Genomic DNA, 25,897 nt, shown 5'->3' on the forward strand with positions numbered 1-25,897 from the left:
AGCCCGCTCGTCGTCGCCATGGCGCGTGCCCTGGCGCGGCGCGCGCCCGGCCGCCACGCAGCGCGCGCTCGGCCACCGCGCGGCGCACGCTCCGGCCACCGCACGCCCGGTCGGCCGGGAGAGCCCCGCGATGCCCGTGCGCGACCCGCGATGATAGAGTGGCGCGATGAGCCGCCGCGTCAGCAGCGACGGGACCGGGACCCTCCAGATCCACTTCGCCTTCGATCGCAGGCTGGTGGACGTCGTGAAGTCGCTCCCGTCCCGGCGCTGGAATCCCGAACAGAAGACCTGGCGCGTCCCGGAGACACACGTGGTCGCGGTGGTGGAGGTGCTGCACGCCGAAGGGTTCGGCTTCTGCGAGGTGACGCAGCGCCTCTACCGGGAACGCGGCGGGGCCCTCGCCCTCGACGAAGGGGGCGTCACGCCGATCCCCACCGTGGAGCCAGCCCGAGCCGATGAGCCGCGCGACGGGGACGCTCGGCCGAGGCCAGCCATGGCCGCGTCCGACTTCACCGTCTCGAAGCTCAACGGGCAGGTCCGCGCCGCGCTCGAGGCGGCGTTTCCAGCCTCGATCTGGCTGGTGGGCGAGGTCTGCGGGTACAACCGCGCCGCCCACAAGAGCATCGTCGGCTTCGAGCTCGTCGAGCGCGACGCCAACGGAAAGGAGATCGCCCAGGTCAAGGCGACCCTCTTCGAGAGCGCGCGCGCCGAGATCGAGCGGCGCCTCGCCGCGGCGGGCGACCCGTTCCAGATCGAGGACGAGATCCAGATCCGCGTGCGCGGGCGCGTCGAGCTGTACGTCCCCTGGGGCTCGTACCGGTTCCTGATCGAGGACCTCGACGTGGGCTACACGCTCGGCGAGGCCGCCCGGCGGAGAGAGGAGATCTGCCGCCGGCTCGCCGAGGAAGGGCTGCTCGATCGGAACCGCTCGCTGCCCTTCCCCGCCCTGCCCCTCCGCGTCGGCCTCGTGACCAGCCTGGGCTCGGACGCCTACAACGACGTGCTCGGCACGTTCAGGGAGTCAGGCTTCGCGTTCCGCGTCGTGGCGCACGGGGTTCGCGTCCAGGGGCGGCAGACCGAGCCATCGGTCCTGAACGCCCTCGACTACTTCCGGGCGCGCGCCGCGGAGCTCGACGTGCTGCTGATCTGCCGCGGCGGCGGCTCGCGCACCGACCTCGCCTGGTTCGACTCGGAGCCGATCGCCCGCGCCGTCGCCACGTTCCCCCTCCCCGTTGTCGTCGGCATCGGCCATGAGCGAGACATCTCCGCGCTCGACTTCGTGGGCTTTCGCGAGAAGACCCCGACCGCCGCGGCCGCGATGCTCGTCAAGCGGGTCTCGGAAGCGAGGGATGAGGTCGAGTCGTCGCTCCTGAGCATCCTCGACCAGGGACGGCGGGTCCTCCGGTCGGCCTCGTCGGATCTCACCCGCCGGGCGGCCCGGGTCCCGCGCTCCGCGTCGCTGCTGATCGCGCGCCGCGCGGGCCAGCTCCAGGAGGCGGTCCGCCAGCTCCGGCAGGGGGCGAGGCGCGATCTCGACGCCGCCTCGCATCGGGTCGACGAGATGGCCTCGCTCCTCGGGCCGCGCTCGTCCCGGCGGCTGGCGCTCGAATCCGAGCGCCTCGAGTCGCGCGAGCGGCGCCTGCGCCTCCTCGATCCGCGGCGCGTCGTGGAGCGAGGATATGCGATCCTGCGCACGACGGAAGGGGCGGTGCTCACCGACGCGGCGCGCGCGCCCCAGGGGACGACGCTCATCGCCGAGCTGAAGCGGGGCGTGCTGCGGCTTCGCTCGGACGGATCGGAGGAGACATAGGGTCATGGCAAAGCCGAAGCGCGGGACGAAGGAGCTGTCCGACGGGGACACGGCAAGCCCGCAGCGCGCCGCAAAAGAGGCCTCGTATGGCGAGGCGTCGTCGCGCCTCGAGGAGATCTTGCAGAACATCGAGGAAGGTCAGGTCGACATCGACGCGCTCTCCGCGCTCGTGAAGGAGGCCGCGGATCTGGTGACGCTCTGCCGCCAGAAGATCCACGCCGCGGAGATCCAGGTGCAGACCATCACAGAGCAGCTCGAGCGCGAGGCGCCCGTGACCACGGACGCGGACGACGACGAAGACGACGAAGACGACGAGTAGGCGGGCGCAGGAGGAGAAAAGGCTTCGTGGCCGACGGACGGCCACCGGCGCCCGCGCCTGGCACCACGGCACGGCCGGCTCCGGCGTCCGCCGTCCGGCGGCGGGCAGCGCTACGGCAAGTCGAACGCGAAGAGCGTGTTGCCCGGCGTGCCGATGCCGAAGCTCTCGTAGCCGCTCCCCCAGAACACCCTACCGCGCGTCACCGCCGGCCCGGCGTTGACGGAGCCGTCGGCCGGATGGCTCCAGAGGACGTCGCCCGTCTCGGCGTCGAGCGCGTGGAAGTCGCCGCTCATCGAGCCGCCGTAGACCACGCCGTTCGCGACCGTCAGCGGCCCCCTGGTCTGCGCGCCCGGCGTGGGATCGGGCGTCTGCCACAGGATGTCGCCCGTGGCGGCGTCGAGCGCGCTCCACGAACCCCAGTTGATGACCTCCCCGGAGGGCTGCAGCGTGTACTCGACCTGGCCGTTGTTGCCGATCGGCACGTAAATCCTGCTCTCGTCGACGGCGACTCCCCACATGATGCCGCCCAGCTCCCCGCCGGGACCGACCAGCGTGCTCCACACCACGCTCCCGTCGTCCCGATCGAGCGCCCAGAAGATACCGCTCTTCTGGCCGGCGCCGACCAGATCGCGGCGCTCCGCCCCCGCGCCGGCCGTGAAGAGCGTGGCGCCCGTGCCGAAGTCGTAATCCGGGCCCGCCGGATCGGGGCACCAGTTGCCGCCGAAGTAGCAGGCTCCCGTCCAGGCGTCGAAGCCCTGGAGCCGCCGCGCCCACTTCAGCGCCCCGGTGCGGAGGTCGAGCGCGAGGACGGCGTCGATATAGTCGTCCGACGCAAGGCAGGCCTCGGCGGCGACGGTGTCGTCTCCGGCGGCCTCCACGCACGCGGAGACGGACGGCGGAACGGTGTAGTTGTTGCCGGTGGTCACGTACAGCGTGCGGCGCTTGAGGTCGAGCGCGGGCGCGCCGCCCCAGACTGCGCCGCCGGTGTAGCCGGCGGGCACCGTGTAGCGCTTCCAGAGCACCGCCCCGGTCCCCGCGTCGAGCGCGACCACGCTGCCGCGGAAGCTGCAACACGGATATGCGTTGTCCGCCGCGAAGAGCTCCTCGCGCGAGGAGACACCCACGTACACGCGGCCGCCATGCACGACGGGAGACTGCGTGATGATCGCCGCGGGGTGCGTGTCGAGCTGCCTCTTCCACAAGAGCGCCCCGGTGCGCGTGTCCACGGCGATCATGTGCGCGCCGGCGAGGGTGCCGAGGAACAGCGTGTGGCCGTGGAGCGCGGGGGTCGTGCGCGAGACGGCGCCGACCGTGCCCGTGAGGCCCGCGATCGTGCGCGTCCAGATCGGGTGCCCGGTCCTGGCGTCGAGCTTGTACAGCTTGCCGCCCCCGTCCGGAAAGTAGACCGCGCCGTGCTCGACGGCCGGCGTCGCGGGGACGATCCCGGTCGTGGTGAAGGCCCACTTCACGGCGAGCGATGCGACGTTCGATGGCCCGATGTCGTGCTCGTCGCGTGCGTAGTGCGTGTTGGCCAGATCGTAGCCATAGACGGTCCAGCGCCCGGCGCCCGTGCCCATGGCCGTGCTCCCCAGGACGACACTGAGGAAGGCAAGACATACGGCGGCCCCGATCGCGGACCGGACCCAGAAGATACGCTTCATGGTGCTCCTCCCGGGGCATCGAGGTGAGCGGCGATCGGCCGCGCGACGCGCCAGTTCCGTCGCCTCCGCAGCACGAGGCCCCGAGTCTAGGTCACGCGGAATCGAGCTGGGCGTCAATCGGATAGAGAAAGGCGGCGCGGCGGCGCGGAGCCCCTTCCCATGGCTGGATACCGGGGTAATCTCGGCCACTCGGGAGGTGGGCCACGAACCGGAACAGCGCATCGAGTCCGCGCTCGCGGGCGACGACCACGAAGACCACTGCAGCGAGGAAGAGCAGCGCCGAGGAGCCGAAGAAGGCCGCCGCGCCGCGGAAGGCCGCCGCGCCGAAGGCTCCCGCGAGGCAGAAGGGCGCGGCGCGCAAGAAGGAGCCGCCGCCCTCGCCGGTGCCGAGGCTCCTCGGCGTCCTGGAGTCCCAGAAGCAGCTCGGCGGCGCGTCGTACCCGCCGACGCTCGAGCGGCTGACGGAGCTGACCGGTGACACGCTCGCGGTGACGAGCAAGGCGCTGACGACCAAGGAGGCGAAGGCGCGCGTGCTGCTCTCCCGCGCCGCGAGAGGCAAGAAGAAGCCAGCCCCCGGCGCCACGCTGGTGCTGCTCTCGGAGGACCTGGAGGCGATCGCGCAGTCCGATCGGCTCCTGGAGGTGCAGCTCCAGTCGGCGCGGACGGCCGACGCTCCCGCAGTCGGCCTGGCGCAGCTCCCCAAGGGCCTCGTGACTCCCCTGGGCCGCGCGTTCAAGGCAGCGCTCGCTCAGCGCATCACCGAGCGCCGGCTCCCCCGCACCATCGGCGCTTTGCTCGGGAAGAAGCCGCTGTTCTTCTTCCTCGCAGACGCCGTCCTCCCGGCCGCCGGCGCGCCGGCGCGGCCCGCCGCGATCGCGACCGACGGCGCTGACCGCCCCACGGCCGACGGCCACGGCAGCTCGGCCCCCAGCAGCGCCGTCAGCTCGGCCCAGAGCGGCCCCGGCGCGCCGGCCGTCTCCTTCGCCGATCGCTTCGACGCCGCCTTCTCCTCCCTCGACCGCGCGTCCGGCCGCCTCAACTACGTCACCCTCCACGCGCTCCGCACCGCGCTGCCCGACATCCCGCGCGACACCTTCGACAAGGAGCTCGGCGCGCTCCGGCGGCAGCGGCGCTACTCGCTCGACCCGTCCGACGGGCGCCACCACCAGATGGCCGAGGCGGAGCGCGACGCCGGCATCGTGGAGGGCGGGAACCTGTTCGTCTACGTGGCGCGGAGGGACGACGCATGAGCGAGGAGCCGACGTTCGAGCGCTTCCTGGCGGCGGTCCGGGGCACCAACCCGTTCCGCAGCCACCGCATCACCGACGTCGGGGGCGGCGAGGCCACGGTCGAGTCGATCCACAAGAACGCCTTCACCAAGCTCGTGCGCGTCGTGCAGGACGCCGCGAAGGAGCCGATCAGCATCGGCGCGCTGCTCATCGGCGCGCCCGGCGTCGGCAAGAGCCACCTGCTCGCGCGGCTGTTCCAGTGGGCCGGGGAAGACAGGGCGACGGTCGTCTACCTGCACAACATCCTCGCCTCGCCCGAGCGGATGCTCCGGTACGTGCTCAGCGCGACCGTCAGCGATCTCGCGGGGCACCGCGGCAGCGACTACACGCAGTCGCGCCTGTACACGGTCCTCAACCGCGCCGTCATCCGGACGGGCGCGCTCAAGGGCCGCAAGATGATGACGGGGCCCAGGGAGATCGACGCGCGCAAGGAGGCGCTGGCCCGCCTCGGCGCCAAGATCGACCCGCAGAACGCGGTCATCCCCGTGCTCAACGCGTTCCTCACCGGGACGTCGCACGCGAGCCTCGGCGACGCCGGCGCCGAGAAGCGCGCCCAGGCGGCGGTGCTGTGGCTCTCCGGCGAGACCCTCGGGCCCGACGAGGCGCGCCTGCTCGACCAGGCGGCCGGGGAGGACGGCCTCGCTCTCGCGGACGACGCCGCGGTGGAGCGCGTCCTCCACGTCCTCTCGCACCTGTGCGCCCTCGCCGAGCTCCCGCTCGTGCTCTGCCTCGACCAGATCGACAACCTCGACGCCGACGCCGTGCGCGCCCTGATGTCCTACGCGCACGCGCTGCTCGACCGCGCGAAGCACCTCGTCGTGATCGTCTCCGGCGTGAAGCAGTCGATGCTCTCCCTGCGCACCGGCGAGGTGATCCCGGCGGCCGCGTGGGACCGCATCGCCGAGCGGATCCTCGAGCTGCACATGATCTCGCCGGAGGAGGCCCGCGCCATCCTCGAGGGGCGGCTCGACGCCGCGCTCTCCGGCTTCGACGAGAAGGAGATCGAGGAGCTCATGGCCGCGCGCAAGCGCGATCGGCTCTTCCCGCTCGGCAGCGCGTGGCTCGAGCGGCGCCTCGACGGCGTGCAGGAGCTCCGGCCGCGGGACGCGATCCTCTGGGCGCGCGACCGCTGGGAGGCGCAGCAGGATCGGCTCGCGGCCGTCGGCGGCAAGCGCTGGCTCAAGGAGTGGCCTGGCCCCGAGCGCGAGCCGAAGGAGCCGGACGGGAGGCTCGAGGACGTCATCGACGCCGAGGTGAAGAAGAAGCTCGTCGAGGGCACGACCCGCCGCCGGCTTCAGCAGGCGTCGCTGCCGCCCGACGAGGACAACCTCGCGAGCCTGACGCACCACCTGCTCGCCAGGTGCGCCGGCAAGGGCGCCTCGACGCTGCTCAGCGTCGAGCACGCGACCGCGAAGAGGCGCGGCAAGGCCGCCCCCGCGCACCACCTCGTGGCCAAGGAGAAGCGCGCGGACGGCGTCATCGTGACCACCGGCGTGACGTTCCTCTGCGCGCCGAGCGGGCACGGCGCGCGGCTGCCGCTCCAGCGCATGGTCGAGGACACGAAGCACACGGACAAGCGCATCCTCGTCACCGACGAGGAGCGCCGGCCGCTGCGGCTCGGCGGCGCCGGCAAGGCCGCGTACGACGCGCTCTGCAAGCTGGGCCGCCAGCGCTTCCTCCACCTCACCCTCGACTTCGCCGGGCACGCGGAGCTCGACTCGCTCGTGGGGCTGCTCGGCGCCGCGAGGAGCCACGATCTCGAGATCGAGCACCCGCGCGGGCAGTACCGCAAGGTGACCGAGGCCGAGGTGCTGGCGTCCTTCGAGCGCCAGAGCCTCCTGCTCGCGCACCCGCTGCTGCGCGAGCTGCTCACCGAGGAGATCGTGAAGGGCGGCGGGGACTCGACGCCGCCCCCGGCGTGGGATCCGCAGCAGACGCGGGAGCACATCATGGCCGAGCTGTCGTGGCGCCTCGGCCTGATGGCGAAGGAGCTCGCGCAGATCTTCGCGAGCCGGAAGAAGCTGCAGGAGAAGCGCTTCCCGGAGGTGTGGTCGCACATCAAGAAGACGGCGCAGGCGCTCCATGACGAGGGCCACGTCCACGCGACCGCGACTGACGACGACCTCTTCGTCCAGCTGCGGGGCAAGAAGTGAGGCTCGTGCACGTCAACGTGACCCAGCTCCGCGTCGCGGCGACGTGCCCGAGGCTCCACTGGTTCGACGCGCGCGCCACGGCCGAGCGGCAGGACGGGCGGACGGTCGTGAGCCGCATCTGGCGCAAGGGCGGGGAGGCGCCCGGCTGCGGCGCGCTGTTCCACACCGCGGTGGAGCGCTTCAACGCCGCCGCGGCGAGCTCGGACGAGGTGCTGGCGGCGCTGGAGGCCGCCGGCGACGCCCCGGGCCTCCAGCAGGCGCTGATGCGCTGGTTCAACGCCTCTTGCCTGAACCTCGACGCGCTCGCGGCGCGCCCGGTGCCGCTGCGGCTGGGCTTCATCTCGGCGGTGCAGCTCTACATGGAGGAGCTCGCGCGGCTCGCGGCGCACGCGAGGGCGGCGGGCCTGCCCGCGGCGGAGCTCCGGGCGCAGCTCTTCGGGGACTCGCGCAAGCGGGTCGACGTGACGTTCCACGTGGGGGAGGACGTCCACGTCCACGTGACCGGGGCGATCGACTACGTGTACTTCGATCCGCGGCTCGGGAAGCACCGCATCGTGGACTACAAGCTCACGCCCGCGACCTCCCCGAACAGCGATCTCTTCCAGGTCTTCACGTACGCGCTGATGCACCACCACCAGCACGGCACGCGGCCGGACGTGGCGGTGTTCTACCTGCACCCCACGCGCAGCGTCCGGGAGGCGCGCTGGGAGGAGATCGAGGCGAAGCGCGGCAAGGTCTACGAGCTCATCGCCAGCATGGTGGCCTGGTCCGACCACGCGGTGGGCGCGGGCGGGCTCCCGCCGCCGGGCGACCGCGCGTACTGCGGCGGCTGCAAGCACGAGCGCTCCGGGGCCTGCGTCGCGCAGCTCGGCCACAAGGACGTGGGCGCGTGGGACAGGCGCTGGACGGCGCTCGAGGCCACGCGCGGCGGCGGAGCGCCGGAGGGGAGCGAGCGCGCCGCCGCCAGCGCGCCGGCGGCGGACGAGCCGGCCGCGGACGAGCCGATGGTGGAGGACGATCCCGAGCTCGACGAGGCGCTGGCGGTCGTGAAGCCGGCCGTCGAGCGCCCGAAGCCGGCGCCGGCGCCGGCGCGGGGCCGTGGGCGAAAGGCGCCCGCGGAGGCGCCGCCGGGCGGTACCAGCGCCAGGCCGGCGGAGGCGCCGCCAGGCGGTACCAGCGTCAAGCCGCCGGAGGCGCCGCAAGGCGGCGAGCGCCCGACCCCGGCGGCGCTCAACGCGGGAGTGAAGCCGCCGGAGGCCCGCACTGCGAACGTCACCGGCATGCTCCTCGGCTTCGACGACGGCGGCGCGCCCGTCTGCGTGGACCCTGCGGTGCTCCGGACGCACGTCTCGGTGGTCGGCGCCGCGGGGAGCGGCAAGACGTGGATGGCCAAGGTCATCGCCGAGGAGGCGCTGCGCGCCGGTGTCCCCGTCGTCGCGATCGACCCCCAGGGCGATCTCGTCCAGATGATGGAGGCGCGCCCGCCGTCCGATGTGCCGCCGGAGCTGCACCGCGCCTGGGAGGAGCTGAGGGAGCGCATGGAGCCGCGCATCCTCACGCCCGGGTCCTCGCACGGCCAGCGGCTCTGCCTCGACCCCCTGCGGCTCCCGAGCGCGGGCGAGCTCTCCCACATCACGAACCCCGCGCTCCGCGCCGAGGAGGAGGAGGGCTTGCTCGTGGCGGTGGCGGCCAACCTCGTCAGCCTCTGCGCGTGCGGCGGCGAGGAGGAGTCACAGCGCACCTTCCTCTACCAGGTGCTGCGGCACCTGCCGCGCGCGGCGCCGGTCCGGCTGAGGGACATCGTGGCCGCCGTCACCGCGCCCGAGGACCTGGGCATCGACGACGTCGACAGCCTGATCCGCAAGTCCGAGCGCGAGCGGCTCGCGCGCAAGCTCAACACGTTCGTGCAGGGCCCGTCCGCGAGGCTCTTCACGGGGGGAACGCGCCTCGACTTCACCGAGCTGCTCCGGCCCTCGAAGCCCGGGCGCGTCCCGCTCAACATCGTTTACCTGAACGCGCTCAGCAACGACGACGAGAAGCACTTCTTCCTCGCGGCCCTCGCGACGGAGCTGTACCGCTGGATGATCACGACCGTGGACGCGACCTCCGGCGGCGTGAATCTCCTCTTCTACATCGACGAGGCGCGCGACTGGATCCCTGCCGGCGGCAGCAAGCCGCCCGCCAAGCAGCCGCTGATCCGGCTCTTCACCCAGGGCCGCAAGTACGGCGTGGGCTGCTTGCTGTGCACCCAGAGCCCTCGATCCGTGGATTACAACGTGTTCGGCAACACGAGCACGAAGCTCATCGGGCGGCTCGAGGCGGCCCAGGACGTGGAGCGCGTGATCGACTGGTTCACGATCGAGGGCGGGGCGCCTCCGTGGGTCGCCGCGCGCAAGGGGGCGCCGAAGGGGAGCTTCGTCGCGCGCTGGCCCGACATGCCCGCGGAGCTCGCTGGCCGCGCGTTCAAGGGGCGAACGCTCTTCACGCGCCACGCCGGCGCGTGGTCGCCCGACCGCGTGGAGCGGGCCGTCACCGAGGCGGGGCTCCGTGGCACAGGCGGGTGAGGCGGCGAGCGCGGGCGGGGTCGAGGCCTCTTCACCTGCGCCGCGAGGCGCTCGGTTCCGGCATCGCCCCCTGCTTCGTGGGCGAGTTGATGGAGTCGTCACCACTCGCCCTGGCTTCCGCCTCCAGATCGATTTTCGTAACAGAATGACGTCTGGTAGGGAGATCGACATGGCAAGCGGAAACCCAAGGAACCCGACGCTACACTTCTGGGATGTGCCTGCAGCGCTCCTCGGGCTCGCAGTGGCTGGCGCACTCTCTCGGATACCGCTCTTGGGAGAGTACGGTCTCCTGTGGATCGGAGCTCCGGCCGCATTCGTCGCCTTGCGGCGTCTGGCATTACCCCAGCTCACGCCGGCGGCCACTGCGCCCAAGCCGAGTCTCTCCATCTGGCAGAGGCTTGGTGCCTATTTCTGCCTGATCCTTGGGGGTGTCATCACCTTGATTGCCGGCATAGCGTTCTATATCAACGCCACGAGGGAGACACGTCCCGAGTTCACATGGCAACTGCTTCTCCCCATTGCGATTGGCGGCGCGCTTGCCATGGTCGGTATCCGACGACTGACGTAGCCCATCCGCACCGGCGCCTTACCGCGGTCTGTCATCTGCCGCCGCGGAGCTTGCGGTCGGCGACGTGGGCCGTTTGCCGAGCACGCGTGACACGAGCGCGAGCAGCATCTCGCGCGCGTGGCCGCCGTCGACGGCTGGATCGCGCAGCCGGATCGCCTTGCTGCCATCCAGCACGGCGAGCAGCATCGTCGCGAGGGCCGCCGCCGGCAACGTGTCGTCGACGAGGCCGGCGGCCTGTCCGCGCGCGATCGCGCTCGCGAGGAGCTGCTTCATCTCGGCGCTGTGGCGCCGGAGCCGATCCGCGATCGCGGCGTTGCGCTGCGACTCGGCGAGCAGATCGAAGAGGAGGGACGGCCCCTTGCCGCCGTAGAGGTCGGCCACGAGCGCGGGGAGGTCGCGCGCGTCCTGCACGTCACCCGACAGGTGCGCGGTCGCCTCGTCGAGCACGAGCTGGAAGATGCCCTCGAGGATGGCCTCCTTGCTCGGGAAGTAATGGTAGAGGTGCCCGGGGCTGACGCCCGCCTCGGCGCAGATGCTCGCGATGGAGGCCTGCACGCCCTCGGCGGCGAAGCGGCGCAGGGCGGCGCGGAGGAGCTCGCGGCGCTTCTTCTCGTGCTGGTCGGGGTTGACAGTGCGCATGCGGCGACCCAATGCTAGAGCGTTCGCTCTAACATTGAGGAGGTCGAACGATGCCCATGATACCGCGCACGCATCTCGGCAAGAACGGCCCGCTCGTCGGCGCGCTGGGCCTCGGCTGCGGCGGGATGTCGCCCGGCCGCGGCGCCGACAGCGACGCCGAGAGCATCGCCACGATCCAGGCGGCGCTCGACGCCGGGATGAACCTCCTCAACACCGCCGATTTCTACGGCATGGGGCACAACGAGGCGCTCATCGGACGCGCCATCGAAGGCCGGCGCGACCGGGCCTTCGTGAGCGTGAAGTTCGGCATGCTGCGTACCCCGGGCGGGAAGTTCCTTGGGATGGACGGCCGCCCCGCCACGGTGAAGACGTTCGCGGCCTACTCGCTCCAGCGCCTCGGCGTCGACGAGATCGACCTCTACCAGCCCGGGCGACCCGATCCCGACGTGCCCTTCGAGGAGACGATCGGCGCCATCGCCGACCTCGTGCGCGAGGGCAAGGTCCGCCACGTCGGCGTGTCCGAGGTCGGCGTGGAGCTCCTGCGCCGCGCGCACGCCGTGCACCCCATCGCCGCGCTCGAGATCGAGTACTCGCTCGCGTGCCGCTTCATCGAAGCAGAGATCCTGCCGGCCGCGCGCGAGCTCGGGATCGGCGTCGTCGCCTACCGCGTGCTCGCCGACGGGCTGCTCAGCGGCGCGACGGCGCCGAGCCCTGGCGCGCACTTCGTGGCGCCGCGGATGGAAGGACACGCGCTGGAGCAGAACGTCCGCGCAGCTCGCCCGCTCGTCGAGCTGGCCGCCCGGAAGCGCTGCACGCCAGCCCAGCTGGCCATCGCGTGGCTCCGCGCGCGCGGCGACGACATCGTGCCGCTCGTCGGCATCCGCCGGCGCGCGCGGCTCGACGAGAACCTCTCGGCGCTCGACGTGCGCGTCTCCACGGACGAGCTCGCGCAGCTCGACGCCGCGTTCGCGCCGGGCTCGATTGTCGGCGATCGGTACCCCTCGTTCGTCATGAAGTACGCGGCGCGCTGAGCGACCCGGGTCGCGACCACACGCTCCCGTCACCGCCCGCCAACCGCCATGGGCGTGGATCACCCGCCCCGCTTGCCGGCGCGCCCGCGGCGTGCCTTGATCGCGCGCGTGACGACGGGGTTCTTCGAGGCGCGTGGCTTTCGTTTCCGGCTCGATCGCGAGGGCGCCGAGGTGAGCGGGGCGCCGACGCGCGCGGTCCAGGCCACCATCGAGCCCGGCGAGGCGAGCCTCGACGGTGACGAGCCGCTGGCCGAGCTCCTGGGCCGCCGGCTGTCCGCGCTGCTCGGCGCGCCGGTGAGCGACGAGGAGGGGATCTTCGACCTGGCGGTCGAGCGCGATGGGGCCGTGGTCGCGGCCGTACAACTCTCGTGCGGCGAGGACGACGAGGACGTGCTCGAGCTGCTCGGCGAGCGGTCGCCCTCGCTCCCCGTGCGCGCGCTGGTCGAGGCGCTGGTCGAGGCGCTGCGGGGCCCGGGGTGACGGCGCGCGCGGCGCGCCAGCACGCCGTGTCGGTCCAGGTGAAGCCGATCGAGGACGGTCGCGTCAGAAGCGCGCCGCGCCCCAGGGCTCCCGGCGCTCGAATCGGCCGGAAATTGCGCTCGGCGTGACAGGCCTGCCGGACGATCACCCAGGGCGAGGCAGCGCGCGCTCGCGGGCGCGCCACGCGGCCGGGGCCACGCCGTGGCGGCGGCGGAAGAGGCGGCTGAACTGGCTGGCGTCGGCATAGCCGACCCGCTCGGCGATGATCTCGACGAGCTCGTCCGTGTCGCGCAGGCGACGCCGCGCCTCGGCGAGGCGGCCTTCGAGGATCCACGCCACCACAGAGCGCCCCGTCGACCGCTTCACCGCGGTCGTGATGTACGCGGGAGATCGGCGCACCGCGCGGGCGACCTCACCGAGGGTCAGCGGTCCCAGACAGCGCGCCTCGATCACGGCGAGCGCCTCGGCGACGATCGACGGGGCCTCTGGGAGAGCCGCGTCGCGCGGGGCGGCGCGCACGATCTCGGCGAGCAGGAGCCCGAGGAGGCTCTCGGCCACGACGGGCAGCATGCCCGAGGATCGCGACAGCTCGCGCTCGAGCTCCTCGAGCAGGCCGAGCACGTGGGGCTGCCTGCGGGTCGGCAGCTCGACGACGGGGAAAGCCCCGCGCCGGACGCGATCGAGCGGGGCGAGCAGCTCCTGAAAGCGATCCGGGGGGAGGCACGAGCGACAGAAGGCCACGCCGCGCAGATCCGCCTTGCTCGCCGTGAGCCACCGGTGGGCATCACCGGCAGGGACGAGGTGGACCTGGCCCGCCGTCAGCTCCAGCTCGCCGCGGTGCTCCACGCGCACGCGGCCGCCGAGGTGAAAGGCGAGGACCGAATAGGTGTGCACGGCGGCGCGCCGCATCGGGCGGATCTCCGGCGCGCGACAGGCACGTACGTGGATCACGCCGTTCTCGAGGGCGTCAATTGTAAGCTGCGACTCCATGGCCACCGTCGGAGGGTAACACGCGCCGACCGCGCAGGATCCCGAAGGATCCCCCGCGAGCGCCGTCGGAGGATGGCTCCGGGCGCGACGACAGGGAATGGCGAGGTCTTCGATCGGCCTGGCCAGGCTTTCGAGGCTCCGTCGGTGCGACGTCAGAGGCGTCTGCGGCGTCACAAAAGGAGCAGAACGCGGCGTGCGTGGGCGCCCCGACATGCACACATGTGGAACGGGCAAGAAATGGTTGAGCTCGCTTGACAGCCAGGAAGTCCTTCGTTCTTCTGAATACCTGCGAGGTCACCCGGGGGTCCTTATCGCGGCGCGCCGCAACCTCGCGCGGACGCCCGAATTCACCATGATCTAGATCGAACATGATGGCTGCGCGCTCGGCATGGGCGCGCGTCTCTCGACCGGCGCGATCACGACACCGGGATCGCTCCGGGCGATGCTCCCCTGTCAGTTCATTACCAGGGAGGGTTTATGCAACTCAAGTTCAATTCCCATCAAGGCGTGTTCATGGCCTGTCTCTTCTTCCTTGTCCCGCTGCTGGGGGCCGGCGCCGCGGGTTGCGTCGGGCAGGAGGAGGAGTGGGACTCCGAAGAGGCCGTCGCGTTCGCCGCCCAGGCGCATCGGGTCCAGAGCGGCGAGCAGCTCTTCGAAAGAGAGACATTCGGCGGCAATGGGCGCCGCTGCGCGACCTGCCACAGCGAGGAGACAGGCACGCTGTCCCCGGCGGACGTGCAGCGGCGGTACGCGGCCAACCCGCACGATCCTCTCTTCCGCCCGATCGACAGCGACGATGGCGTCGGCAACAGCTACACGCGGCTCCTCAACGAGGCCACGATCCGCTACGAGTTCCCGCTGCCGCCGAACATCTGGCTGCACGACGACCCCGCGGCCACGAGCGTGACCGTCTTCCGAGGCATCGCCTCCACCAAGAACTCGCCGGCGCTCGATCCGCTCATCACGTTCGATACCCGTGAGCCCGACCTCGAGACGCAGGCCGCGAACGCGATCCTTGCGCACTTCGAGCCGACGGTCACGCCCACGCGGCGACAGCTCGAGAAGATCGCCGATTACGAGAGGACGCTGTTCAGCTCGCGGGAGCTGCGCCGCTACGCTCACGGCGGGCCCGAGCCCGAGCTGCCTCGTGGCTGCACGCCGTCCGAGAAGCGCGGGCGCAAGCACTTTCTCCCGAACAAACTCTGCGGCCAGTGCCACAGCGGGCCCATGCTGAACACGGCCAGCGACCAGTTCGTCCTCGGGCCGTTCCTGAGGATCACGGGCGTGCTGACCGGATTCTCGGGCGAGGTCCTCGGCACCACCGAGACGCGGCCAACGCCGAACCCGATGCGCCGCTACGATATGGTCTGCCCCTCGGACGGGAGCAGCTTCCTCTGCTCCGATCCAGACCAGTTCTTCCCGCTGATCGCCGTCTATCAGCCGCGGCTCGAGAACGGCATCCTCTCGATGCTCGCCGCCGATCCGGCCTACGCCCTCGTCCTCGGCAGCCTGGACGGCCTGGGGGACGGCAAGACCACCTCCCTCTGGGGCATCAACGAGACGGCGCCCTATTTCCACGACAACTCGGCCCATACGCTGGAGGACGTCGTCCACCACTACAAGCTGGTGTTCGAGGCCGCGCCCATCCTGGCCACCCCCCTCGGGGGGCGAACGACCCTGACCGCCCAGGAAGAGGCGGACATCGTCGCGTACATGAAGCTCCTCTGAGCGGAAGGCCCTCTCCCGGGCGGGCCGGGGGCCTCCTCGGCCCTGCGGCCCGGCCGGAAAAACAGCACCGCCGTTGAGCGGAAACCGGACGAGCGGGCACACAGGGCACGGCGCTCGACCTCCACGCGTCCTCGACTCGGTCGCATCGCCGGGCGCGCAGCGCCTGTCTCGGTACGATACCCAGTTCGATCCGGTGGCGAAGGCTCTGTCCGCGATCTGCGCCGCCGATCCGGTCTGCGGGGCGAAGCTCGGCCCCGAGCCCTGGGCGAAGCTCGACGCGCTCTTCGGCAAGCTCGCAGAAGGCCACTGCGCGGAGCTCGGCGCCGACGTCGCGCTGTTCGCCTCCATCGCTCCGCTCTTCGTGCAGATCCGGAGCCTGCGGACGCACCTCTTCCCGCTCGCTTACCGCATCGACCGCTGCGAGCCCGGCGACGTGCAGGTGGTCGGCCATTACATGAAGACGCTGCTCGAGCTGATGTCGCAGCCCGGCGGAGGCGAGCCGCGGGGATCGATCCTCCTGGGGACACACGTGGCCCTCTCCGAGCTGTGGGAAGAGCCGGCCCCCACCCCAGCCGAGCTCCAGGCGCGCTGCGATGCGCAGCGCTTCTGCCCGCGGGAGGCGCTGGAGCTCGGCCAGCTCTACGAGGCCTGGCCGCGCTACCCGCACGACCGGCTCTGGGGCGGGTGGCCGGACTCCACCGTGCCCATCCTGGCGATGAATGGCCTGCTCGACCCGCAGACGCCCATCGATCTGGCGGAGCTCTCGGCCGACGAGCTCACCGCGCCTCATCAGACGTTCGTGGCCGTGCCCTGGAGCCCGCACGGCGTCGCGTTCGAGTCCCCCGTGAAGACCCCCGGCGCGGCGCCGTGCGGCACGCAGATGATGGCGAAATTCATCGCGGACCCCGAGGCTCCGATCGATACCACGTGCCTCGACGACCTCGCGCCCGTCGCGTGGGACGAGGACCCAGCCGTCGTCGAGGTGCTCTTCGGCGCGAAGGACATGTGGGAAAACCCGGCTTCGCCCGCCCACGAGCTGCGGAGAGCGGCGCCGATCGACTGGGCAGCGGTCGCGCGCCTCGCGCGTGAGAGGACGCGCTGGCTCGAGCGGTGAATGACGCACGCCTCACTCGCCTGCCTGGCGGCTGAGCCCGTATCCCAAGATCCTGCACCCCGCTTCGAGCCGTTCACGGCGCCCGGCCGGGCGCGAGACCCACCGCTGCGATGAGCTCGCCCAGGCCGGGATCCGTCGCCTGGTCAGCGCTGCGCGCCGACTCGAACGGCCGCTCCCCGCGGATCCACGCGTCGGCGAGCGAGTCGGGCCCGTTCAGGAGCAGGTGCATGGCCGCCGTCAGCTCCAGGGGGCGCATGTCGAGGCGGAAGAGCTCGGACAGGCTGAGCTGCAGGCCGGCGCTGATGGCGTGGACGCCGCGAATGGGCTCCATGAACGAGCGCCCTCCCACGCCGCGCGCCAGGAACGCGGCGCGCGCCTCGGGGTCCCGCAGCCTGGTCGCGCACTCTCCCGCGTCGAGCGAGTTCATCCCTCGACAGGAGAGCGGTCGAACCTCGTAGATCGAGCACCGCCCCGACCGCAGGAAGGGGCAAGGGTGGTCCGGCGAAAACCGCTCTGCCGACGGCAGGCTCCGCGTCCTGTCGTGGCACCCGGACACGTGCTGAGCCACGCGCGCGAGCTCCGCGTCGGACAGGGTCGACCTCAGGTGATCGGCGATCGCGAGCGCCTCCGGCGGCGTGACCCCGACCGATTGATGGCAGCAGTGATCGCAGCCCGCCCTGCACGCCACCGCGCCATCGGGCGCGCGCGCCAGGAGCCCCGCCGCGAGCCGCGACGTCGCTGCCATCGCGTCCCGCGTCAGCTCGACCGCGCCATCCACGCTCGGCTCCCCGCGCAGTGCAGCATAGGCCGTGTTGGCCGCGGCCGCCGCGATGTCGTTCTGCCAGGCCTCCCGGAACACCGGGCTCCTGAGCGCCACGCGCTCATTCCCGCTCACGGGGTCGCGAAGGATCGTGAGATGCACGCGGCCCACACCGTCCTTGCGGGCGTCGCGCCGGCCCTTCTTTCCTGACGCGGAGCGCGGCTTGCCTTTCCTCTGACTCATGGTGGCCGGTTCCTGGAGGGTGGTTACCGCCCGAGCGCTCGAAGAGACTCAGGTCCCGCAGAACGTGTATTGCACACGCTCGTCCAGCTGCGGGGGCTCGCTCAGATGAGCGCTCTCCGGCTGATCGTCGTACGGTCGCCCGAGCACCCGCACCAGCGTCTCGAACGGCTCGAAGTCGTCACGGAGAACGGCCGCCTGGATGAGCGCCTCGATCCGGTGATTGCGCGGGATGAACGCCGGGTTGACGAGCCGCATCGCGCTCGCGCGCGCCTCGGGAGTGACCTCCTCCCGGGCGAGCCGCCGGCGCCACGACTCGGCCCAGTCGCGGAAGGCGCCGGGCTCCGCGAACAGGGCGGCCACCTGCGCATCGGCCGCTGGATCGGCCGCTGAAGCGCAGAGCCGGCGAAAGAAGACCGTGTAATCGACGCCGTTCGACGCGAGGCGCTCCAGCAGATCCGCGGCGAGCGCGAGATCGCCCTCCTCCTCGCGCGCGAGCCCCAGCTTGGCCCGCAGGACGCGCTCGTGCGCTGCGACGAAGAGCGCGGAGAAGCGCTCCACGCGCTCGGTCGCCAGGCGGATGGACTCCTCCTCGCCCTCGGCCAGGAGGGGCAGGAGCGCCTCGGCCAGCCGCGCCATGTTCCACTGCGCGATGCGCGGCTGGTTCCCGAAGGCATACCGGCCGCCCCGATCGATCGAGCTGAACTTCTTCGCGGGATCGTACTCGTCGAGGAACGCGCACGGCCCATAATCGATGGTCTCCCCGGAGATCGACGTGTTGTCGGTGTTCATCACGCCGTGCACGAAGCCGACGCCGAGCCAGCGCGCGACAAGGGTCGCCTGCGCGTCGACGACGCGCTCGAGCAGCGCCAGCGCGTCATTGCCGCTGCCCACCGCGTCGGGGTAGTGCCGGGAGAGCGCGTACGACGCCAGGGTGGCCAGCGCCTCGCGGTCGCCCCGCGCGGCGAAGAACTGGAACGTGCCCACGCGGATGTGGCTCGCGGCCACGCGCGTGAGCACCGCGCCGGGGAGCACCTCCTCGCGATAGACCGGCTCGCCCGTCGTCACCGCGGCGAGCGCCCGCGTCGTCGGCACGCCGAGCGCCGCCATGGCCTCGCTCACGACGTACTCGCGCAGCACCGGCCCGAGCGCCGCGCGCCCGTCTCCGCCCCGCGAGAACGGCGTCCGCCCCGCGCCCTTGAGCTGGAGATCGCGCCGCTTGCCGTCCCTGCCGACGACCTCGCCGAGCAGGATGGCGCGCCCGTCCCCGAGCTGGCTCACGAAGCTGCCGAACTGGTGCCCCGCGTACGCGAGCGCGATCGGCTCCGCGCCCTCGGCCAGCGCGTTGCCCGCGAGCACCTCGGCCCCCTCCGCCGAGGCGAGCTGCTCCGCGTCGAGCCCGAGCACCTCCGCGAGCGCGCGGTTGACCTTCACGATGCGCGGCGCGCGGACCCGGGCGGGGGAGACGCGCGCGTGGAAGCGGTCGGGAAGGCGGGCGTAGGTGTTGTCGAACGGGAGCTTCATCGGCGAACCTTACGCGCGGAGGTGCCGCTGCTCAAGCCGCCGGAAGAACCCGTCACCGGCTGCGCCAGGACGCCGCGGGAAGCCGTCGGCGCCGGCGTTCACCCCGATGGCGTTCGGCAGGTCGCAGAGGTACTTGCGGACAGACTCTTCGTCCTACCGAATTCCCTCCTCAGTCTCCCACGACGCGCAGGCGGAAAGAGTCCGTCTGGGTGAGATCGGTGAGCAGATCGAGGAGGGTATAGCCATCGACAGACAGGCTGGCGCTGAGCCCGTCGACGTCGCAGGCGTCGTTCCCGTTGGGCGTCCGCCCGGTGGCAAAGGCGACCCACCGCTCGGCATAATGGCGCCTGGCGCCCGGATCGGCGGCGAGCTCGTTCATCAGCTCGATGGGTGACGTGATCCTCTTGACGTTGTTGGCGCCGAAGGTGACATCGGCGGTCCCGTCGATGGCGCCGCCGAGCGGATCGATGGTCTGCACCTTGCCGACGGCGTCGTACCTCTCGAGCACGAAGCCCGGCGGGTTGACGTACGTGTCGTGGCATACCGCGCAGTTCGTGGAGGAGGTCAGCGCATCGACGACCTCACGCTCCGTGGAGAACTCGCCCGGAGGCCGCGGCGTCTCGCTCGCGCCGGGCACGGGGGCCAGGTTGACCCCGAGCAGCCTGGTGGACACGAACGCGCCCCGGAGGATCGGGTTCGTGGCGTCATAGCGCGAGTAGGAGCTCAAGAACCCGACGCGGGTCAAGAAGCCCGGCCGCTCGTTCGGATCGAGCTCCACCCGCGTCAGCTCCGCGCCGTAGTCGGCCGCATCGAGCCCATAGAGCGGGGCGGTGTCCTGATTGACGTAACCGACGTTGCTCAGAAAGAGGTCCTTGAACGCCCCCCCCTCGAACGCCACGTCCTCGAAGAGGGCGTCCATCTCTGCCATCATCGGAGCGACCACATCCGGGGAGTAGTCGGGGAACCGGGTCGTGTCGTGTTCGATCGCTCCCCAGCGCGAACCCGTGCGAATGTCCGCATAAACACGATGGAACTGGGCCACGACCGGCGCCGTCTTTTCGCGGTCCTGGATCATCCGCTGGGCCTGCGCCAGGATCTGCGCTTTGGTGGCGAGCTGGCCAGCGTCGGCCGCGGCGTCCAGGATGTCATCTGGAATGGAATCCCACAGCAGGAACGAGAGCCTGGCCGCCACTTCGTGGCTGGAGAGCTTGATCGCGTCTCCTTCGCGGTCCTGCGTCAGCTCGGGGCGCATGAGGAACGAGGGCGAAGCGAGGAAGGCGAAGAGGATGGCCTCGGCGATCTCATCGGGCGTGCCCCGGGGCTCCACGGCGGTGAGCCGCAGCAGGCTCTGCACCTCTTCTTCGAGCAGAGGACGGCGGAACGCCCTGCGACCAAAGGTGATGATCGTCTCTTCCAGGCACGTCGGCGCCGCCGGATCACAGGCGAGGAACCTGGGTTTGTTCGGCCCGCCCATCACCTCGGCGGCGACGTGTTCGGCGGCCGCGAGATAGCCGTTCCATGCGGGGTCTGTCATGTCCCCCTCGAAGTCGGGGACGAGGAGCGCAGACGGCGGGAGGTCGCCGGCGCTCGCCAGCGTCGTCACGCCGAGCAGATCCCGCACCACCGCGTCGTACTGCCGGTCGAGCAGGCGCGGGATCTGGGACGTCACCGGGATGCCGGGGAGGCAGGGATCCCCCCCTCCGACGCCTGATCCCGCCCCGACGCCGGCCGCTGTGCCGCTGCCGCCGCCGCTCTGCTCGTCGGCGTCGGTGCCCTTGCCCAGGATCGTGATCCCGCACCCAGGGGCGATGAGCGAGAGCGCCGCGAAGCAGCAGAGCGAAGATACGGCGTGCAAGAGCCTCATGACAAAGCCTCCCGCCGTAGCAATCTCCGAGTCTCTCCCCGGGGATCACAATTTCGTCGCGCGCCGGGCGGCCGGTGATCAGAGCGAGAGACCGGCGCCGACGCGGAGCGTCCACGTGACCGCGGGCACCTCGTGGATGAGCTGCGCGGGGTTCTCGAACACGAACGATCGCCGCACCAGCGGAAATTCCGGTCCACCTTGCGCGTCGACCCGCACGAGGGCCCCGAGCGAGGCGGTCACGCGCGCGAGCAGCCCGAGGCTGGCCCAGGGGACGGTGCCCTCCTCCACGTCGGAGATCGCCTTGCCGACCAGCCCGCTGCCATGAAGGAAGCCGCCCTCCGCGCCCACGCAGGGCCCGAGCGAGAGCCGGCGTGCCGGGCGAAAGAGGTCCGCGCAGGCGTCGACCCGGCCGATCCCGCGCAGGAAGCGGGCGCCGCCCGGCCCGGCATCGACAGCGCCGGTGGAGGCCACCTCGGCAGCGACGCGGAACGCCGCGCCGAGGCCCAGATCGGCGCGCAGCTCGACGAAGGGCCCCCCGCCGAGCAGCGCCTCGGGGGCGACCCCGGACACCGCGCTCCCCTGGAGGCCGAGCGTCCACGGGCGCTCCACGGGCCGCCGCGGCTGCGGAGAGCGCGAGGCCCCAGCGACCGGTGACGGCAGGCCGATCGGCGCGGTCGCGGGGCGCGCGGCCGGGGGCGGCGAGGCCGGGGGCGGCGGCGCAAGCTGCGGCGGGCTCCCCGCGCCGGGCGCTCCTTCGGCGGAGACGCCAGCCGCGGCCGGCCGCGCAGGACCGCCTGGATCCGCGGCGGCGGGTGGAGCGGCGTCCGGCGCCCCTCCGGCGCCCGGCGCCCCTCCGGCGTCCGGAGCCTCGGACGAGCGCGGCCCTGCGGCAGGCGGTTGCGGATCGAGAGACGCGGTGGGGTCGACCCGGAGGGCCGTGATGAGCGCGAGGGCCGCGACGACCTCGCCGCACGTCGCGCCGTCGACCTCGCGGACGCGCGCGTCCTCGCCCTTGCCGAGCGTGATCCGGCCACGGCTCCTGCCCTCGCTCGAGGTGATGCGCACGCGCACGTCGAGCGCCGCTTCGTCCGCCGCGGCGGCGCGGGCGCGGTCCGTGCGCGCGGTCACCTCGCGCAGGAACGCCTCGGCGTCGGGACAGCCGTCGTGCGCCTCGTACGCGATGCGCAGGCGCTGGGCCTCCGCCCAGGCGTCACCCCCGGTCAGGGCGCCTGCGAGCACGACGACGGCTGCGAGCCAGCGCGGGTGGAGCACGGCACTCTCGAACGCACGCACGGCGCGGGAGGGTACACCGAGCCACCGTCCGCGGCGGCATTGCGGTCATCGCCGCGCCCTTCTCGCGCTCGATCCCGGGCCATGTGGCGCCTCCGCGTGGACCAGACCCGTGAGGGCGCTCGGGCGCTCGGCTCCCCCTCCTCGCCGGCGCGCGGCTGACGCGCCCATCGCACATTGGCACACCTCGAATCGATTCAGGCCACTATGAGCCGAACACCGTGGCGCAACGAGGTGTCCATCGCCGGAATGATTGACGATTTTACCTGGCACCCCCCGTGCGAGAGCGCACGGCCCGTGGAGGTGTTCATGGCACAGTTTCAGCGTACAGCGCTCGCTCTCATCATCCCGGCCTCGTTGTCGATCGCCTGCTCCTCGTCGAGCGACGCGCCGCCGCACGAGCCGCTCCAGCTGGGCGAGGCGCCGGCGGCGATCTGCGGCGGCGGCGCGACCCGCGAGGGAGACGGCTCCGGGCGCGACCCGGTGGCGGGCGTGGGCGCGGGCACGGGCACGAGTGCAGGCTCGAGCGGCGGCTTCACGGACCCCAACGGCGAGCCGCCGGTGGGTGAAGGAGGCGCCACGGGCAGCGGGGGTTCCGGAGGCAGCAGCGGCGGCTCCGGGGGCGGGTGCGCCGAAGGCGGGGCCGGCGGCGGCGGCGACGGGGCCGGCGGGTGCGGCGATGAGGCAGGCAGCGGCGGCTCGGCCGGCGGCGGCTCGGGCGGCAGCGGCGGCTCGGGCGCCGCGGCGACCGGCGGCGGCGCAACGGCGGGCAGCGGGGCCGGCAGCTCACGGGACGCCGGGCCCCGGCTCACGCCGCAGGCCAGCGGCGGCTCGTGCGCGGGGGTCAACCTCTCCACGCCGCTCACGCTCTACCTCTCGTCCGACGACTCGAACTCGATGGCATCTCCGGTCATCGTCCGCCGCCAGATCGAGCGCGGCGCGCCGCAGGTCGACCCTTATGTCGTCCGCACGCACGAGTTCCTCAATTACTACCGGTACTCGTTCGCCCCGGCCGATCCGGGAGAGCTCTCGATCGTATCGCAGCTCGGCTCCTGCGTGCTGACGGGCGATCTGGCGCTCCAGATCGCGGTGCAGTCGAGCCGGGCGCCCGCCGCGCGAGAGCCCATGACGATCACGCTCGTGCTCGACACCTCGGGATCGATGTCGGGAGAGCCGATCGAGCTCGAGAGGGCGACCGTCCGGGCCATCGCGTCGACGCTCGTCGAGGGCGACGTCGTGAACGCCGTCACGTGGAATACGGGGCAGAGCCCCGTGCTCAAAGGCCACGTCGCCTCGGGCCCCGACGACCCCGTCCTCCTCGGCGTCGCGAGCGCGATCGTGGCCGACGGAGGCACCGATCTGAACAGCGGCCTCGCCGCGGGCTACGCGCTCGCCAACGCGCACAGGACCGCGGGCGGCATCAACCGCGTCGTGCTGATCAGCGATGGACAGGCCAACGCCGGTGTGACCGAGGAGGCGATCATCGGGGCGAACGCCGAGGACGCGGACGGAGAAGGCATCTACCTCGTCGGCGTCGGCGTCGGCGACGGCGTGAACGACACGCTCATGGACGTGGTCACCGACGCCGGCCGCGGCGCGTATGTCTATCTCGACAGCGCCGACGAGGCCAGGCGCGTCTTCGTCGACCGGTTCGCCGAGACGCTCCTCGTCGCCGCGCGCGACGTGAGGATCGAGCTGACGCTGCCGCCGTACTTCGGCATCCAGAAGTTCTATGGAGAGGAGTACTCGCCCGATCCGGCCAAGGTGCGCACGCAGCACCTCGCCCCGAACGACTCGATGATGCTGTATCAGATCCTCCGCCCGTGCGACCCGTCGCTGCCGAGCGCGAACGACCCTTACCGGGTCCGCGTCACCTGGCGCGACGCGGCGACCGGCGAGGCCAGGGAGGCCGTGCAGCAAACCACGCTCGGAGGGCTCGGGATCGACGACGGCAACCTCACGAAGGCCGCGGCGATCATCGCGTATGCCGAGGCGCTCAAGCACCTCGTCGAGCTCGACGCCGGAGGGCGCGCGAGCGCGCTCTCGGCCGCCCGGGAGACGGTACTCGCCGCGAACACGACAGGCGCGGACGCCGATCTCCTCGAGATCGCGGCGACCCTCCAGAAGATGATCGACAACCAGCCATAGAGCGGTTTTCAGCTGAGCCTAGTACGAGCGTCGCAGAGCGGCGGTCACCCGCACAGGAGACGGGTCCAGATCGGCGTTTTCGGCGCGGAAGCGCACTCCAGTGCGCTGAGCACCGAAAACGTCGAGATGGGCCCGTATCCGAAGCGGGTGACCGCCGCTCTAGCACGCGAGCCGCTTCACCCAGGCAAGGACGAAGTCGCGGAACACCACCACGTTCCGCGGCACGTGCCGCGCGCTCGGATAGACGAGGTACACCGTCCCGGCGCGCTGCGACCACTCCGGCAGCACGTGGACGAGGCGCCCGCTCGCCAGCTCGGGCGCGGCGAGGACGCGCGGGAGCGGCCCGATACCGCCCCCCGCCCGGAGCAGCGAGCGGATGAGCTGGAAGTCGTCGGTCGCGATGCGCCCGGTCGCCATCGCGTCGCGCACCGCGCGGGCGCCGTCGACGGGCTGCTGGCCGCGCCGGGCATCGGGGAGGAACACCACCCGCTCGTGGTCGGCGAGCTCCTCCAGCGCGCGGGGCATGCCGCGGCGCGCGAGGTACGAAGGAGCAGCGAAGAGCTGCACGTAGGAGTCGAGCAGCTTGCGCACGACGAGCGAGGAGTCCGGGAGCTCGCGCATCGCCCGGATCGCCACGTCGAAGCTCTCGCGCAGGAGGTCCACCCGGCGCGTGGACATGTCGACCTCCACCGACAGCAGCGGGTAACGTGCGCCGAACTCGACGAGCATCTCGCCGAGGAAAGACTCCCCACCATCCGGGGGAGCGCTCAGCCGTATCGTGCCCTGAGGCTGCCCTTGATAGGCGTCCAGCGCCTGCGCCGCGTCGCGGAGACCGGCGATGTGGGGCGCCACGTCGCCGAAGAAGCGACGGCCCGCGTCGGTCAGCGCCACGGCGCGCGGCGACCGCTGGAGGAGACGCACCTTGAGGCCGTCCTCGAGCCGCGTCACCGCGCGGCTCACCGTCGATTTCGGGACCCCGAGCTGCTCCGCCGCGGCGGTGAACGAGCCAAGCTCCGCCACCCTGGCGAACGCGGCGATCTCATCGAGCTGGGGCGCCCGGGCAGGGCGCGCTCGGGCTGCCGCGCGGGGGCTGGGCATGATAGGACCTCACGAGGGGCGGGCGGCGTCGGACGAGGGCTCACGCCAGGTTGCGCCAGCGCAACGTTGAGTTGAGCCGTTGCACGATAGCACCGGGCGTCGCGAGGGCGCATCAGGAAAGGCATGGGCGCTCCGCTCGGGAGAGCCCGCCACACCTCAGCGAGGCTCATCATGAACAACGTCAAGCGTTTCGCCCCCGCCGCTGCCCGCATCCTGCTAGGGCTCGTGTTCTTCGTGTTCGGGCTCAACGGCTTCTTGCATTTCCTGCCGCAGCCCCCGGCTCCGGAGGCCGCGGCCAGCTTCGGGGGCGCGCTCGCGGCGACCGGGTACATGTTCCCGCTCATCAAGGGGACCGAGGTCGTCGCAGGCGCGCTGCTGCTCTCGAACCGCTACGTCCCCCTCGCGCTCGCGCTCCTCGCGCCCATCGTCGTGAACATCGTCGCCTTCCACACGTTCCTCGCGCCGGGGAACCCGCTCGCGTGGTTCATCCTCGCCATCGAGCTCTACCTCGCCTTCGCGTACCGCGCCGCGTTCCGCCCGATGCTCGCGGCGCGCGTCGACGCGAGCGTCGGCGCGGAGCAGAGCAAGCTCCGGCCGGTCGAGAGCGCGGCTTGAGCCGCCCGCCCG

General features: G+C 72.0%; 21 protein-coding genes. 12 read left to right on the forward strand and 9 right to left on the reverse strand.

The window, feature by feature from the left end; translation table 11 throughout:
- Positions 1-166: 166 nt before the first annotated feature.
- The gene (gene xseA, locus WMF14_RS29955; RefSeq protein ID WP_437791586.1) at positions 167-1,810 is read left to right on the forward strand and encodes an exodeoxyribonuclease VII large subunit; all 1,644 of its coding nucleotides are present in this window, start codon (positions 167-169) and stop codon (positions 1,808-1,810) included.
- Positions 1,811-1,814: 4 nt separating this feature from the next.
- Positions 1,815-2,129: an exodeoxyribonuclease VII small subunit gene (xseB, locus tag WMF14_RS29960; protein WP_437791589.1), complete on the forward strand. Its 315-nt coding sequence runs from the start codon at positions 1,815-1,817 to the stop codon at positions 2,127-2,129.
- Between the two features lie 110 nt (positions 2,130-2,239).
- Here the strand turns inward: xseB and WMF14_RS29965 are convergent, their stop codons facing one another.
- Positions 2,240-3,790, reverse strand: coding sequence for an outer membrane protein assembly factor BamB family protein (locus WMF14_RS29965; protein WP_437791592.1), 1,551 nt, complete (start codon positions 3,788-3,790; stop codon positions 2,240-2,242).
- 91 nt (positions 3,791-3,881) lie between these two features.
- The gene (locus WMF14_RS29970) at positions 3,882-4,151 is read right to left on the reverse strand and encodes a hypothetical protein (RefSeq protein ID WP_272094323.1); all 270 of its coding nucleotides are present in this window, start codon (positions 4,149-4,151) and stop codon (positions 3,882-3,884) included.
- A gap of 22 nt (positions 4,152-4,173) precedes the next feature.
- Between WMF14_RS29970 and WMF14_RS29975 the strand changes: the two genes are divergently transcribed.
- From WMF14_RS29975 to WMF14_RS29990, 4 genes are all read left to right on the forward strand, one after another.
- Complete coding sequence (locus tag WMF14_RS29975) at positions 4,174-5,040, forward strand: hypothetical protein (RefSeq protein WP_437791595.1); 867 nt, start codon at positions 4,174-4,176, stop codon at positions 5,038-5,040.
- Positions 5,037-7,232 carry a hypothetical protein gene (locus WMF14_RS29980; protein WP_437791597.1) on the forward strand — a complete coding sequence of 732 codons (2,196 nt, stop codon included), beginning with the start codon at positions 5,037-5,039 and terminating at the stop codon, positions 7,230-7,232. The genes WMF14_RS29975 and WMF14_RS29980 overlap by 4 nt, the downstream gene beginning before the upstream one ends.
- A gap of 5 nt (positions 7,233-7,237) precedes the next feature.
- Positions 7,238-9,796 (forward strand): helicase HerA-like domain-containing protein, encoded by a 2,559-nt coding sequence (locus tag WMF14_RS29985; protein WP_437791600.1) that lies wholly within the window; start codon positions 7,238-7,240, stop codon positions 9,794-9,796.
- A gap of 169 nt (positions 9,797-9,965) precedes the next feature.
- On the forward strand, positions 9,966-10,364 hold the full coding sequence (locus WMF14_RS29990) for a hypothetical protein (protein ID WP_437791603.1): 399 nt from the start codon (positions 9,966-9,968) through the stop codon (positions 10,362-10,364).
- 18 nt (positions 10,365-10,382) lie between these two features.
- On the opposite strand, the gene WMF14_RS29995 is transcribed toward WMF14_RS29990, so the two are convergent.
- Positions 10,383-11,003, reverse strand: coding sequence for a TetR/AcrR family transcriptional regulator (locus WMF14_RS29995; RefSeq protein WP_437791605.1), 621 nt, complete (start codon positions 11,001-11,003; stop codon positions 10,383-10,385).
- A 50-nt stretch (positions 11,004-11,053) separates the two neighbouring features.
- Between WMF14_RS29995 and WMF14_RS30000 the strand changes: the two genes are divergently transcribed.
- Positions 11,054-12,034, forward strand: a complete 981-nt coding sequence (locus WMF14_RS30000) for an aldo/keto reductase (protein ID WP_437791607.1) — start codon at positions 11,054-11,056, stop codon at positions 12,032-12,034.
- Between the two features lie 108 nt (positions 12,035-12,142).
- Positions 12,143-12,514, forward strand: a complete 372-nt coding sequence (locus WMF14_RS30005; protein WP_437791610.1) for a hypothetical protein — start codon at positions 12,143-12,145, stop codon at positions 12,512-12,514.
- 144 nt (positions 12,515-12,658) lie between these two features.
- On the opposite strand, the gene WMF14_RS30010 is transcribed toward WMF14_RS30005, so the two are convergent.
- On the reverse strand, positions 12,659-13,504 hold the full coding sequence (locus WMF14_RS30010; protein ID WP_437791613.1) for a helix-turn-helix domain-containing protein: 846 nt from the start codon (positions 13,502-13,504) through the stop codon (positions 12,659-12,661).
- Between the two features lie 477 nt (positions 13,505-13,981).
- Between WMF14_RS30010 and WMF14_RS30015 the strand changes: the two genes are divergently transcribed.
- Complete coding sequence (locus WMF14_RS30015; RefSeq protein ID WP_437791616.1) at positions 13,982-15,232, forward strand: hypothetical protein; 1,251 nt, start codon at positions 13,982-13,984, stop codon at positions 15,230-15,232.
- A 73-nt stretch (positions 15,233-15,305) separates the two neighbouring features.
- Complete coding sequence (locus WMF14_RS30020) at positions 15,306-16,346, forward strand: hypothetical protein (protein ID WP_437791619.1); 1,041 nt, start codon at positions 15,306-15,308, stop codon at positions 16,344-16,346.
- 73 nt (positions 16,347-16,419) lie between these two features.
- On the opposite strand, the gene WMF14_RS30025 is transcribed toward WMF14_RS30020, so the two are convergent.
- The 4 genes from WMF14_RS30025 to WMF14_RS30040 all read right to left on the reverse strand — a co-directional run bounded on the left by WMF14_RS30025 (position 16,420) and on the right by WMF14_RS30040 (position 22,006).
- Positions 16,420-17,349, reverse strand: a complete 930-nt coding sequence (locus WMF14_RS30025) for a YkgJ family cysteine cluster protein (protein ID WP_437791621.1) — start codon at positions 17,347-17,349, stop codon at positions 16,420-16,422.
- A gap of 48 nt (positions 17,350-17,397) precedes the next feature.
- Positions 17,398-18,870, reverse strand: coding sequence for a protein adenylyltransferase SelO (locus tag WMF14_RS30030; protein WP_437791623.1), 1,473 nt, complete (start codon positions 18,868-18,870; stop codon positions 17,398-17,400).
- 169 nt (positions 18,871-19,039) lie between these two features.
- Entirely contained in the window at positions 19,040-20,734 is a 1,695-nt protein-coding gene (locus WMF14_RS30035; RefSeq protein ID WP_437791626.1) for a DUF1592 domain-containing protein, read from the reverse strand.
- Between the two features lie 78 nt (positions 20,735-20,812).
- Entirely contained in the window at positions 20,813-22,006 is a 1,194-nt protein-coding gene (locus WMF14_RS30040) for a hypothetical protein (RefSeq protein ID WP_437791628.1), read from the reverse strand.
- A 327-nt stretch (positions 22,007-22,333) separates the two neighbouring features.
- On the opposite strand from WMF14_RS30040, the gene WMF14_RS30045 reads away from it, so the two are divergent.
- Positions 22,334-24,172 carry a vWA domain-containing protein gene (locus tag WMF14_RS30045; RefSeq protein WP_437791630.1) on the forward strand — a complete coding sequence of 613 codons (1,839 nt, stop codon included), beginning with the start codon at positions 22,334-22,336 and terminating at the stop codon, positions 24,170-24,172.
- A gap of 159 nt (positions 24,173-24,331) precedes the next feature.
- On the opposite strand, the gene WMF14_RS30050 is transcribed toward WMF14_RS30045, so the two are convergent.
- Positions 24,332-25,270 (reverse strand): LysR family transcriptional regulator, encoded by a 939-nt coding sequence (locus WMF14_RS30050; protein WP_272094340.1) that lies wholly within the window; start codon positions 25,268-25,270, stop codon positions 24,332-24,334.
- A 171-nt stretch (positions 25,271-25,441) separates the two neighbouring features.
- Between WMF14_RS30050 and WMF14_RS30055 the strand changes: the two genes are divergently transcribed.
- Positions 25,442-25,885 carry a DoxX family protein gene (locus WMF14_RS30055; protein WP_272094341.1) on the forward strand — a complete coding sequence of 148 codons (444 nt, stop codon included), beginning with the start codon at positions 25,442-25,444 and terminating at the stop codon, positions 25,883-25,885.
- Positions 25,886-25,897: the final 12 nt, after the last annotated feature.

This window comes from Sorangium sp. So ce693, from assembly GCF_051521375.1.
GTDB lineage: Bacteria > Myxococcota_A > Polyangia > Polyangiales > Polyangiaceae > Sorangium > Sorangium atrum.